General features: G+C 61.8%; 11 protein-coding genes. 7 read left to right on the plus strand and 4 right to left on the minus strand.

Features of this window, described 5'->3' with window-relative positions:
- Nucleotides 1–2 precede the first annotated feature (2 nt).
- From ACP7DW_RS03850 to ACP7DW_RS03870, 5 genes are all read left to right on the plus strand, one after another.
- Nucleotides 3–1,541: an ATP-binding protein gene (locus tag ACP7DW_RS03850; RefSeq protein ID WP_426053967.1), complete on the plus strand. Its 1,539-nt coding sequence runs from the start codon at nt 3–5 to the stop codon at nt 1,539–1,541.
- Nucleotides 1,542–2,019: 478 nt separating this feature from the next.
- Nucleotides 2,020–2,418 (plus strand): hypothetical protein, encoded by a 399-nt coding sequence (locus tag ACP7DW_RS03855; protein WP_426053968.1) that lies wholly within the window; start codon nt 2,020–2,022, stop codon nt 2,416–2,418.
- A 308-nt stretch (nt 2,419–2,726) separates the two neighbouring features.
- Nucleotides 2,727–3,248 (plus strand): hypothetical protein, encoded by a 522-nt coding sequence (locus ACP7DW_RS03860; protein WP_426053969.1) that lies wholly within the window; start codon nt 2,727–2,729, stop codon nt 3,246–3,248.
- A 215-nt stretch (nt 3,249–3,463) separates the two neighbouring features.
- A complete protein-coding gene (locus ACP7DW_RS03865; RefSeq protein ID WP_426053970.1) occupies nt 3,464–4,357 on the plus strand; it encodes a hypothetical protein in 894 nt (297 codons plus the stop codon).
- A gap of 161 nt (nt 4,358–4,518) precedes the next feature.
- The gene (locus ACP7DW_RS03870) at nt 4,519–4,815 is read left to right on the plus strand and encodes an aspartate/glutamate racemase family protein (protein ID WP_426053971.1); all 297 of its coding nucleotides are present in this window, start codon (nt 4,519–4,521) and stop codon (nt 4,813–4,815) included.
- A gap of 50 nt (nt 4,816–4,865) precedes the next feature.
- On the opposite strand, the gene ACP7DW_RS03875 is transcribed toward ACP7DW_RS03870, so the two are convergent.
- Nucleotides 4,866–6,083: an MFS transporter gene (locus ACP7DW_RS03875; protein WP_426053972.1), complete on the minus strand. Its 1,218-nt coding sequence runs from the start codon at nt 6,081–6,083 to the stop codon at nt 4,866–4,868.
- A 283-nt stretch (nt 6,084–6,366) separates the two neighbouring features.
- Nucleotides 6,367–6,840 (minus strand): DUF6328 family protein, encoded by a 474-nt coding sequence (locus ACP7DW_RS03880; protein WP_426053973.1) that lies wholly within the window; start codon nt 6,838–6,840, stop codon nt 6,367–6,369.
- Nucleotides 6,841–7,372: 532 nt separating this feature from the next.
- On the opposite strand from ACP7DW_RS03880, the gene ACP7DW_RS03885 reads away from it, so the two are divergent.
- Nucleotides 7,373–7,792, plus strand: coding sequence for a YidB family protein (locus ACP7DW_RS03885; RefSeq protein ID WP_071077506.1), 420 nt, complete (start codon nt 7,373–7,375; stop codon nt 7,790–7,792).
- Between the two features lie 53 nt (nt 7,793–7,845).
- Here the strand turns inward: ACP7DW_RS03885 and ACP7DW_RS03890 are convergent, their stop codons facing one another.
- On the minus strand, nt 7,846–8,955 hold the full coding sequence (locus tag ACP7DW_RS03890) for a LacI family DNA-binding transcriptional regulator (RefSeq protein WP_116744289.1): 1,110 nt from the start codon (nt 8,953–8,955) through the stop codon (nt 7,846–7,848).
- Nucleotides 8,956–9,121: 166 nt separating this feature from the next.
- Entirely contained in the window at nt 9,122–11,206 is a 2,085-nt protein-coding gene (locus ACP7DW_RS03895) for an Ig-like domain-containing protein (RefSeq protein ID WP_426053974.1), read from the minus strand.
- Between the two features lie 177 nt (nt 11,207–11,383).
- Here ACP7DW_RS03895 and ACP7DW_RS03900 point away from each other — a divergent pair, with 177 nt between their 5' ends.
- Nucleotides 11,384–12,634 carry an Hsp70 family protein gene (locus ACP7DW_RS03900; RefSeq protein WP_426053975.1) on the plus strand — a complete coding sequence of 417 codons (1,251 nt, stop codon included), beginning with the start codon at nt 11,384–11,386 and terminating at the stop codon, nt 12,632–12,634.
- The last annotated feature ends 40 nt before the right edge of the window (nt 12,635–12,674 follow it).

Genomic DNA, 12,674 nt, shown 5'->3' on the forward strand with positions numbered 1-12,674 from the left:
ACATGCTGCCTTCCTTGCCTGACGCCAATACCTTGTTCCAGCATGCGGCCTGCGGCTTGCTGCTGTGCACGGCCGACGGCACCATCGTGCAGGCGAACGCCACCTTTTGCGGCTGGCTCGGCTATGGCGCGGAAGAATTGCTCGGGAAAAAGAAATTGCAGGACTTGCTGACCATCGGCGGGCGCGTGTTCCACCAGACGCACTGGCTGCCCCTGATGCAGGTGCAGGGCAGCGTCTCGGAAATCCTGCTCGACATGCGCCAGCGCCAGGGGCAAGCGATTCCCATGCTGTTCAATGCCGTGCGGCGCGTGCACGAGGGCGTGCGTTATGACGAGGTCGCCGTCTTTGTCGCCAGCGACCGGCGCAAATACGAGCAGCAGCTGCAGTTGGCGCGCAAGGAGGCCGGCGAGCTCAACGAGCAGCTGGCGGCCGCCGACCGGCGCAAGGACGAATTCCTCGCCACGCTGGCACACGAGCTGCGCAGCCCGCTCGCCCCGATGCGCAATGTGCTGGAAGTGCTACGCCTGGCGCAACTGGACGACCCGCAGCTGCGCTGGGCACGCGACGTGCTGGGCCGGCAAGTGGGCCACATGACGCATCTGGTCGACGACTTGACGGAAGTGTCGCGCATCACGCGGGGCCGCCTGGAGTTGCGCCGTGCCAGCGTGGAACTGGCGCCCGTGGTGGACGCGGCCCTGCTCAGCGTCGCCGAGCTGGCGGCGCAGTCCGGCCACAAGGTGCACGTGGAGCAATGGCCGCGGCCCATCTGGCTCGACGCCGACGCCACGCGCCTGGCGCAGATGATCGCCAACCTGCTGACCAACGCCGTCAAGTACACGCCCGCCAACGGCGTCATCTGGCTGGACGTGGCATGCACGGAACACGAGGCGCGCATCAGCGTGCGCGACTCGGGCATCGGCATCGCGCACGCGCATCTGGACACCGTCTTCGACCTGTTTTCGCAGTTGCCGCCGGCCCTGTCTCTGGCCCAGGGTGGCCTGGGCATCGGCCTGTCGCTGGTGCGCGGCCTGGCCGAATTGCATGGCGGCAGCATCAGTGCGCACAGCGATGGCGTGGGGCAGGGCAGCACCTTTACATTGCGCCTTCCGCTGCCGGCCGTGCCGCTGCAGGCCCCAACGCCGGTCAACCGCCGCCTGCTGGCCGGCACGCGCGAAGGCAAGGTGCTGGTCATCGACGACAGCGCCGACGCGGCCGAAAGCCTGGCGCTGGCGCTCGACATCCTTGGCTATGACGTGCGCACGGCCTACGATGGCGCGGCCGGCATGGCGGCGGCGCAAGCCTTCATGCCGCGCGTGATCCTGCTCGACATCGGCTTGCCGCACATGAATGGCTATGACGTGGCGCGCCTGCTGCGTTCCCAGCCGTGCGGCCAACATGCCATTCTGGTCGCCGTGACGGGCTGGGGCCAGGACAAGGACCGCCAGATGGCGTCCGACGCGGGTTTTGATTTGCACCTGACCAAGCCCGTGGATTTTTATGAGCTCGATGCGGTGTTGCAGAAGATGCTGCAAACGCGCTGAGTTGCCGCAGGGCCAGTCGCGCCCATGCGGCACCCGTTGCCTGCGCCTGTTTCCCCTCTCCCCATCATCTTTTCCCGTCGGTATACCTCTATTGTTTGCGGTAAATCAAACACGGAATGTCAATATTGAATATATAAGAAATTTCATTTAAAAATTAAATGTTATTAATGGATAGATTCTAAATATTATTAAATATAATTTGACTTGAAAAAATAAATAAAATATTCTCTCTTCGTGGTTGCGGTAATGAGGATCAAAAAGTTCATTGATCTTGTGGTGCATGAACTTGTCGATAGATTTGGTGATTTATTGATATATTCCGTGTATTTTTAATTGATACATTTCGCGTATTTTTATGCGCCAGTGATCGAATCCGCTTGCGCCGATGGCGCTGCCGGTGATGTGACTGGGTCTTCATTATTTCATCGCACAAAGGATAGTTGTAATGTTTAATTCCATTCCAAAGAGGGGTAAAACCATGGCAACAATTAATGTACTGGTAGCGGTCAATGTTGGTCAGGCAGTGGCACAAGGCAATCTGAGCAGGTATGTCTTCATGGTCGATACGACCGGCTACTCGGGCAATGGCAACGAAGGCGGCAATGAGCTGGTGACAACCTGCAAGAACGGCGACACCATCGTCTGGAACGTGAGCTCGCTGGACCCGGCCGAGCAGGTTTCCATCCACAACTTTGCCGGCACTGCCATCACCAGCGGCATGGTCAACCCGGCGCCTTACCCGCAATACGACAACACCGTATGGGGCGGCCGCGTGAATGCCAAAGGCAGCAATGTGCAATATACGATGACCTTGTTGCTGGCAGGTAATACCCTGCTGACCTTCGATCCATTCATCGTGGCGTCGAATCCGCAGTAATCGGGCAAGGGCCATGTTCGGCATGCGGCGCGCATGGCCTGTTTTGATGTTTCTTTAAAAGAATAACTTCCCGATAAACCTTGGGTCTATATTTCTAATTGGTTTATTGTTTCCCTTGTTTTGATTAAATGCTGCGCTGCGCGACAATATTATTTGTTTCCCCCTCTTTCCTCTCGAAGCGCGCCCCCATTCTTTCAGTCCTTATCCCCTCCGTGGGCTTTTCACTGTCTGTCGTATAATATGCTGGCAACAACCATCCTTTCAGGTGCCGGGCACCCTTTATCGCTACGCGCTTGCGAAGAATAACAATGGAACAATTGATGGAACTTGAGCTGGAATGCTTCCGGCTGCGCCATGGAGATGGACTGGCGGAGCGCTGCGTCGACTGGGCCGTGGAACGCTTGCGCCTCGATCAGGAAGGCGACGATCTGGAAATCGTGCTGCTGGCCAGCGCCCGGGGTGTCGACGAGGTGTTGCCGCTGGCCGAAGTCATCATCGAACGTTACCGTGGCGACGCGCGTCTGGCGGAGCAATTCCTCGCTGGCAAATACATCGTCGCACTGCGCGCCGCCTACCTGGCAGGCCGGGAAAGCGTGTCGTCGCTCGATGCCATCCTGACCCGCTTGTACCCGGCGCTAGCGTATCCCGACTGGCTGGTCATGCTGAGCCGCAATTGCGAATATGCGACGGACGTGCCCGATTTCGAGCAGCCGTTCGAGGATGAATTTCACCATATCGCCAGCCTGTGGGCACAGGCGGAGAGCCTGGCCGCGTTCGAGCGCGTATACAGCCGCGAGACGTCGAACCGGCATGATGTCATGCGGGGCTAAGTAGGTCGCAATAAATTATTGTGATTTCTGACTTCCATAACCGGCGCTCTGCGGTGTTGCCCGCTGCTAGCAGTGCTCGCACTGCGTCGCAGCGGGCGCCTTGCAGAGCATCCGGTTCTGTTCGTCATAAATTCACAATAATTTCCCACGACCTACTTAGCGAATGGCCTTGCCGGCCTTGCCAACAATCCTTACGAGAAGAATCCCTACAACTGATGAAAATTGTCCACGTGTCCGATGCCGCCGGCGCAAAGAATAATGAAGATCTGGTAACGGTTTATCTGCACAATGCAGGAATCGTGGATATCCTGATTTTTGATGGTGCAAGCTCGGTCTCCGAGAAGAATTACTTCGATACGGTCGCGGGGGACGCCGCCTGGTTCGTGTCGACTTTTTCCGCCTTGTTGAAGGAGGTGGTCACGCACGGCTTGAGTCAACACGACAGCATCAAGCTGGCATTGGCGCGTTTCCAGCGCGATGTGGAGGCGAGTCTTGATCTGACGCACATTCCTGCGTATGCCTATCCCATTGCCGCCGTGACGTGGGCACGCATTATCGAGGGCGATGCTGGCGCCGCCGTGCAGATCTACGCGCTCGGCGATTGCAAGGTGTTTGTCTCGAATGCCGCCGGGGACGTGCGCGATATCGATCCCTATGAGAATGCGCAGGAAGACATACTGAAGGCGGCCATTGCGCGGTTAAAAGCGCAAGGAATCGAGGACAAGGCGCAGGTATTCGCGGCCTTGCTGCCGATGCTGCGGGAGCGCCGCGCATTTCAGAACATGCACGATGCGCCGACGATACTGTGCATGTATCCACAAGGGGAATTGAAGGCCAGGCAATATGCGTTTGACATGGACAGACAATCGCAACTGCTGGCCATGACGGATGGATTCTACCGGCTGGTCGATACCTATGGCCTGTATTCGATGGAAGGGCTGGTGCGGCGCTGCGGAGAAACGGAGCTCGATACGCTGCTGCAGCAATTGCGCCAGTTCGAACAGGATAATCTGGCATCCGGGGCACAGTCCGTCAAGAAGTCCGACGATGCCTCTGCCGTGCGTTATGCCTGGTGTGCACTCAACGGCGAGAGCACTGATGTTTCATAAGCCTGGCCACGCCTCTGCTTGAGTTGCCTCAGCGTGTAATTTACGCATTTTTTTGCCTGGGAATTGAGGTGCAACACAAAAAACAGCGGAGTCGAGGAAACGGCGAAACGGGTGCGGCAGTCGGACCTGCCTAAGGTCGGTTTGCTGGCCTCAAGCGGACGATGGCGGGCCGTTTTTATCACGACGCGCTGGAGCAGCGCGGCATCACCACGGTGACGCCCGATGCGGCCGACCAGGAAATCCTCCACGACATCATCTATACGGAACTGGTGCAGAGTATCTTTACGGATGCCAGTCGGAAGATATTCCTCTCCATCATAGAAAAACTGCGGCTGCAAGGCGTGCCGGGCGTGATATTGGGATGTATGGAGATACCGCAGCTGATCCAGCAGGTGCCGCTATTTAATACCACGGCCATGCATTGCGAGGCGGCGGTGGCGTTTGCCATCGAAGATTAAGCGCTGGCAACAGAGTGGCAGCCTGAGCAGGCTGCCACTCGCTTACACCATCAAGCCGGCTGCGCGCCGCTCACATTGCGGCTGCGGTTTTCCACCAGCACGGAAATGCCCAGCACGACGATGCCGCCGCAGGCCAGCATGGCGCCGACCCAGCCGGTCGAGCGCAAGCCCATGCCCATGGCGATGGCGATGCCGCCGGCCCAGGCGCCCAGGGCGTTGGCGATGTTGAAGGCGGAATGGTTGAGGGCGGCGGCCACCGTTTGCGCGTCGCCGGCCACGTCCATCAGCCGCGTCTGTACGGCGGGAGCGACGGCGATGCCGGCGCCGATGGCAAACAGGTTGATCGCCGTCAGCCAGACATTGCTGCTGGTATAAGTAAACGCGGCCAGCGCGGCCACGTTCCACAGCAGCACGCCGAAGATGGTCCACAGGCGCGAGCGGTCGGCCAGCCAGCCGCCGATCAGATTGCCCACCGTCATGCCGACACCGATGATGGCCAGCAAGATCGAGATGACCAGCGGCGACACTTTCGTGATTTCCAGCAAGGTGGGCGTGATGAAGGTGTAGACGGCAAACATGCCGCCGAAGCCGATCGCCACCATCAGCAGGGTCAGCCACACTTGCAGGCGGCGGAACACGCCCAGTTCGCGGCGCGGGCTGGAATCGCCGGCGGCCACCATGGGCACGAAGATGCGCACCATCAGCATGGTCAGCAAGCCCAGCGCGGCGACCAGCAAGAAGGCCGAGCGCCAGCCCAGGGTCTGGCCGATATACGTGGCCAGCGGCACGCCGAAGATATTCGCCACCGTCAAGCCCATCAGGACACGGGCGACAGCCTGGCCCCGTTTGTCCGGTTCGGCCAGGGCGGCCGCCACCAGCGCTGCCACGCCAAAGTAGGCGCCATGCGGGATGCCGGCCACGAAGCGGGCCACCACCAGCAAGCCATAATTGGGAGCGATGGCGCTGAGCAAGTTGCCGCCAGCGAACATCAGCATCAGACAGATCAGCATCAGCCGGCGCGGCATGCGCGCCAGGAAGATCGTGATCAGGGGCGCGCCGACGACCACGCCCAGCGCGTAGGCGCTGATCATGTGGCTCATTTGCGGCAAGGTCGTGCCCAGGTCGTCGGCGACCACGGGCAGGATGCTCATGGAGGCGAATTCGCCTGTGCCGATGGCCAGGCCGCCGAGGGCCAGGGCCAGGTCGGCATAGCCAGCGCCAAAAGGCGCGGTGACGCGCGGAATCAGGGGATCTACGGAGGCGTGCATGTGCTTGTTAGTTGGGTAAAGAATGACAGGGTGGAGGGGCGTGCTGTGGCCCGGCCGGAAGTGGCAATGCGCCAACAGAGTCGACGGATGGCCGGTATTTTTGGGCTGTAACAACTGCCTAGGGACAACATTGTAAAAGATTCGGGCAAGCTCTGCTGGGCGACGGCTAAAATCTGCTGCACTGCACACACCCCCGATTGCTCTTGTTGTTAACGATAACACGGAATGCATCCGCTGTTGGGGATCTTCCTGAGACCTCGCTGAAGCAGGCGGGCCTCGCCGCCTAGATTTTTCTGGCGTGCTTGAAGTGCAGGGGCAGCCACCACCACATGCAAATGATGAGTGTGCCCATCAGGACGCAGGCGACGATGCCGGCGATGTGGCCGAACACTTCCGACATCACCAGGTTGGTGCCGAGGATGAATGCCAACGCCAGCGAAAAGGCGCCGCACATCATGATACGGTCGGCCACGCGCTTGAAGCGCTCGCGGTCTTGCAGGGGACGCATCACGCGGTGCTGGATGGCTGGCGCGCTGAGCAGCACCAGGCTGGTCATGGACAGGAAAAACGTCAGCAGGAAGACGATTTTTTCCGCCTGCACGATCTTCGCGAAGCCGCCGTTGAAAGGCAGGATGATGAGGAAGGCCGTCAGCATCTGCGCGCCCGGCAGCAGGATGCGCAATTCGCTGAGCAGGTCGGACAAGTCGCCTTCGTCGCCGGGCTGGCCATCTTCATCCTGGTGTTGCGCGTGTGGCATGGGGCCGTCCTCGTGGTGGTGATGGGACCAGTCTACGCACAAGCGACCAGGCCGACTGTGGGCGAGCGCACCTTCAGGAGCATTGCGTGATGCCAGCCGCTAAGCCCCCGGAAATTGATACTCCTCCGTAAGCAGGAAAATGAATGTTACACGTTGCTGCGAACCGTCAATTGACGCTTGCATGTTGTGCTGAACTAAATATGATGGAGGTGGGTGCAGCTACGGCCGGGCCTGTTTTGGAGTTGCTCGTTAAATTGCAAATATGACATTCAAATTATATATAGTATAATTGTTGCGTGTGTCGGGGATTAAGTAATCCTCAGGAAATTATTGTGAAGTTATGACGAACAGAACCGGATGCTATGCAAGGCGCCCGCTGCGACGCAGTGCGAGCACTGCTAGCAGTGGGCAACGCCGCAGAGCGCCGGTTATGGAAGGCAGAAATCACAATAATTTATTGGGGGTTACTTAGCGCCGACCTTACCGGACGCCGCTATGCGCGGCATTGATTGACAGCGTTCAGGAGAATACGATGAGTTTGCTAGATCAACTTGCAGGACAGGCGATGAGCGCTTTGGGCAACAAGGGCGCGGAGGGGGAAGCGTCATCGGGGCTGATGGCCAGCGTGATGGAGCTGGTCAACCAGCATGGCGGTTTGCCGGGCCTGCTGCAGAAATTCCAGGAAAGCGGCCTGGGCGACCAGGTGGCCAGCTGGATCGGCACCGGCGCCAATGCGCCCGTCTCCGGCGAACAGATCAAGGATGCGCTGGGCGCCGACACGATCACCGAAATCGCTGAAAAAGCGGGCGTTGCACCGGACGCGGCCTCAGGTGGCCTGGCAGCCTTGCTGCCCCAGCTGATCGACAAGCTGACGCCGAACGGTCAAGTGCCAGAAGGCAATGACCTCGTCAGCCAGGGCTTGAATATGCTCAAGGGCAAGATCTTCGGTTGATATCCATTGCAGCAGAACGCTAAAACCTCGCAGCGATGCGAGGTTTTTTGCTTTTAAGCAGCGGCCATCATGCCGAGACGCTGCGCCATATACGCCGGTTCGCTGCTCAGCCTCGCCGTGCTCCCCTCCACCAGATACGAGCAATAGCGGCGCCGTTCGGCGTTGCCGCCGCGCCGTTCCATTAGTTCTCCCAGCATGGCGACGGCGTCGGTGGCCATCTTTTGCACGGGCTGGCGCAGGGTGGTGATGTCGTAGCTGAGCCAACCCGACGCTTCCAGCGCGTCGAAGCCGGCCACCGACATTTGCAGCGGCACCTGGATGCCCATCTGGTGGCGCGCCGTGTCCAGGCAGCCGATGGCCATGATGTCGTTGCCGCAAATGACCGCGTCCGGCACGCGGCCCAGGCGGTCGATGACCTTGCGCAGGCCCCGTCCGCCGCTGGCGTAATCGTAGTTGCCGCTGACGACGATGGGCGCGGGCAAGCCCAGCGTGAACAGCCTGTCCAGTACGCCGGCCTTGCGTTCCTGCGCCACGGCCGAGTCGCCGGGGCCGTCGATGACGGCGAACTGGCGGTGACCCGCCTCGGCCAGGCGCGACACGAGCAGGCGCGCCGCTTCCCCCTGGTCGCACAGCACGGCGTGCACGGCGTGCTCGCGGGGGCTGCGGTTGAACAGCACCAGCGGCACGTCGCGCCGGCCAAACTCAAGCATTTGCTCGTCCGACAGTCCGGCGGCCACGACGGCGCCATCGACCTGGTATTGCCACACATCGCTCAAGACTTTGCCGATGTCCGCTTCGCGCTCGAGGGTGAACAATAATAAACGCTTGCCTTGGCGGGCGATTTGCTGGCTCAGGTCGGACAGCACTTGCGGATAGTACAGATTGGCCAGGTTGGAAATGATGACGGCCACCAGGTTCGAGCGCCGCGTGATCAGGCTGCGCGCGGCCGCGTTGGGGATGTAGTCGAGACTGATGGCCGCCTGCATGACCTTGGCCTGGGTGGCGGGCGAGATGCTGGCGCCCGGCTTGAAGCAGCGCGACACGGCCGATTGCGACACGCCGGCCAGCAGGGCCACGTCATACGAGGTCACGCGCCGTCCGGCGCCGGGTACGGGGCGGGCGGTGGTGCCGGGTGTCCAGGCTACAGTATTCTTTTTTCGCATATTGGTTTGGCAAGCAATCTGTCTCAAAGTATTCCTGCAGGTCCGGCCGCTTGTGGCGGCTTGGGCGGAAAAAATGAGCATAGCGAAAATATTTCCATGTGGCAAGACTGTTTTCTTGTCCATGTTGCAAATAATTTGATTGAATGGCAAGTGGTATGCTTGCCCCTCAGTCGGGGCTGTCGCAGGGGCCGCTTCCATAGGGGCTGATGCGTCCTGGCGGGTCCACGCGGCGCGCGCTGAAGTCGCTGGCCAGCGTGGGTAATGGAAAGTCCGCCGTGGCGCTCGCTTCCGTGCCGCTGACCGTGCCGCGCACCGTCAGGGCGACGTGCACCCAGGAACCATGGTTGCGCGGATAACTGAGGGTGACGGTGGCCATGCCCAGCGCGTCGCTCAGGCCGCTGGCGCTCACGGTCAGGGGGATGCCCGGATCGAGCACGCCATTGCCGTTGCGGTCGTAGGCGGCGTCAAAAATGCCGTTGCGCAAGATATCTTCATTGGCGCAGCTGTAGCGGGGCAGGGCCAGGCGCCAGACGCCCGTGTCGGGGAACTCGGGCTTGTCCGCCTCCCACACATAATATCCCTTGGCATAGCGGCTGGGCCAGGCGGCGGCCGTGATGGCGACGCCGGACACGGCGTTGCCTGCGCTGTCGGAAACGAACACGGTAAAGTCCTTTTGCAGCACGCTGGTCGAGTATTCGCGCAGCAGGCTGCCCGTACCCAGCTTGATCGACAACGCTTGCCGCGCCACCGTCAGGCGCACGAGCGCCGTGGCCGCCGCTTGCGCTGCGCCCTCGATGCGGGCCTGGATCAGCACACCGTCGCGCCCGCTTTCGGCCGGCCCCGCCACATACACGGCGCGCGCCAGGCCGTCGCTGCCCGTCAGCACCCGGCCCGCCTGCCGCAGGTAGCCGCCGCTGGGGTCGCTCAAGATGCTGAACAGCACGGGCGCATTCTTGACCAGGTTGTTCGCCGCGCCATCGCGCACCACGGCGCCGATGGTGCTGATACTGGTGCTGGCGTTGTCGGACGAGGCCGCCGAAGTGCTCGTATTCGCGCGCAGCACGGCCGGCTCCGCCTGCACGGCCAGCTTGCTGGCGCCGCTCAGGGGCGCGACGAATTCCAGCCGTGTCTGCGCCGAGGGCCCGCCCGCCACGGCCGCCGTAATGCTGGCCACGCCCGTGTTGGCCGACTGCACATAGCTGCGCGGCAAGTTGCCATTGTTAAAGATCAAGCTGGCGGGCAAGGCCTGGCTGCAGGCGCTGTCCGCAAACAGGCTGCCGCGCGAGGTCGACAGGCTGGCGCTGCCCGTTTGCGCCACACCAGCCTTGTCGTAGCGCACGTCGATGGGCTGGCACGCCAGGGTCGCCACTTCCGGCAGCACGTCCGCGCCGCTGGCGTCCTGGCCCACGGCCGGACTCAGGCGCAGTTCGCTGCCGGCCACGGCATAGGCTTGCGTGGCGGCAGCGCCCAGCGCGCTGACGGACACGGCATCCTTGCCCAGGCTGCCTGCCGTCAGGCGCAGCAGCAGCTGGCCTTGCGCATTGCTGAGCGCCGCGCCGCCATCCTTGACGCGCAGGCCGTTGCCGGCGCCCGTGCTGTAGGCGATGGCGGCGCCGGCCACGGGCCGCTTTGCCGAGTCGCGCACGGTGACGGTGAGGTCGGCGCCCTGGCCCAGCATCAAGGCGGCCGGCCCCAGCAACTCCACGCTGCTGCCCGTGACCGCCACCGTCCCTTTGCCGCTGCGCGCGCCCACATTGGCCGTCACGGTGATGCTGCGGTTGCCGTTGGCGCCACCCGTGCCCAGCAGGGCGCGCGCCTGGCCGTTCTTGTCCGTCACGGCATCGACGCTGCCGAGGATGCCGGAATCGGCGGCAAAGGAAATCTTTGCGTTTGGCAAGGCCAGGTTGGCGCCATCCTTGACGAGGGCCGTGACGGCCACTTCACTGCCGGCCAGCCCCGCCGAGGCCAGTTCCGTGCTGGAAAACACCAGGTTGACGGCGCTGGCCAGGCTGGCAGGCTCGGGTGGCGTGACGGGCGGAATCACGGGTGGCGTTATAGGCGGGGTAACAGGCGGCGTGACGGGCGGATTGATGAGTGGCGGCGGGCTGCCGCCGCAGCCTGCCGTGCTGTGCAGCGAGCAGCCGGCGTCAGCCTGGCTATCGGTACTACCCCCGCCGCCGCAGCCGGCCAGGGATACGAGGAGGGCCGCCAGCAAAGTGGCGGACAGGCGGTGCAGGGGGGCATGGGGCACGATGGGTCTCCGGGAGCTTGCCGAGTTGCTCGGCGTCAATCCCAAGAGTAGCTTGTGCCCACCGTCGCTACTTGATGCAAAGCAAGCTTGTTGTCTTGGCCGTGCCTGAAGTATTTTTCTGGTGCAATGGCGTGCATTCTGATAAGATAACGCCCCTTTATTCAGCGAAGGGTCGACATGGCCAATGCTTGCGGCGTCGATTTCGGCACGTCAAATTCCACGGTAGGCTGGGCACGTCCCGGGCAGAGCACCATGCTCGGCCTGGAAGATGGCAAGACGACCTTACCGTCCGTCGTCTTCTTCAATGCGGAAGACGAGGAAGTCAGTTTTGGCCGCGCGGCGCTGGCCGGTTATCTGGCCGGTTACGAGGGGCGATTGATGCGCTCGCTGAAAAGCTTGCTGGGCACCAGTCTCATCGATGGCCAGACGGAAGTGGGTGGCCGCGCCTTGCCATTTCGCATGTTGCTGGCCCAATTCATTGGCGAAGTGAAACGCCGCGCCGAGCAATCGGCCGGCCGCGAATTCTCGTCGGCCGTGTTCGGTCGTCCCGTTTTCTTTATCGACGACAATGCGCAAGCCGACCAGCTGGCGCAAGACACGCTGGCCGACGTGGCACGTTCCGTGGGCTTCAAGGACGTCGCCTTCCAGTTCGAGCCGATTGCCGCCGCCTTCGACTACGAGTCGCAGATTGCCAGGGAAGAGCTGGTGCTGATCGCCGACATCGGCGGCGGTACCTCCGACTTTTCGCTGGTGCGGTTGTCGCCAGAACGGGCCAGGAAGGCCGAGCGACGCGACGACATCCTCGCCACGGGCGGCGTACACATCGGTGGCACGGACTTCGATAAATACCTGAGCCTGTCTTCGGTCATGCCTTTGCTCGGCTATGGCAGCCGCCTGCATAACAATAGCGAAGTGCCGTCCAGCTATTATTTCAACCTGGCGACCTGGCACACGATCAACCTGGCCTACACGAAGAAGATCTGGGTACAGCTGGCCGACGTGTGCCGCGATGCGCGTGAGCAAGACAAAATGGGGCGCTTGCAAAAGCTGATCGACGAGCGCGCCGGCCACTGGCTGGCCATGAAAGTGGAAGAGGGCAAGATCGCCCTGTCCGACGCGGCCGAAGTGCAGCTGGAACTGGACCGCCTGTCGCCCGCGCAGAGCCTGTTGCTCAAACGCACGCAATTCGACGACGCCATCGGCCATTTGTGCGGTTCCGTGGAAGAAACCGTGCTGCGGCTGTTGCGCGACGCGGGCGTGGCGCCGGACGCCGTCGACACCGTGTTCTTCACGGGCGGATCGAGCGGCGTGCGCTTGCTGCGTGAAAAGATCGCCGCCCTGGTGCCGGCCGCGCGCAAGGTCGAAGGCGACCTGTTCGGCAGTATCGGCGCCGGCTTGGCGCTGGACGCGGTGCGTAAATTTGGTTGATAATCATCACCCATTGAGTATCGCCCATTGCTGTAGCCAC

It is taken from the genome of Janthinobacterium sp. PSRC1-1 (assembly GCF_049897525.1).
GTDB lineage: Bacteria > Pseudomonadota > Gammaproteobacteria > Burkholderiales > Burkholderiaceae_D > Janthinobacterium > Janthinobacterium tructae.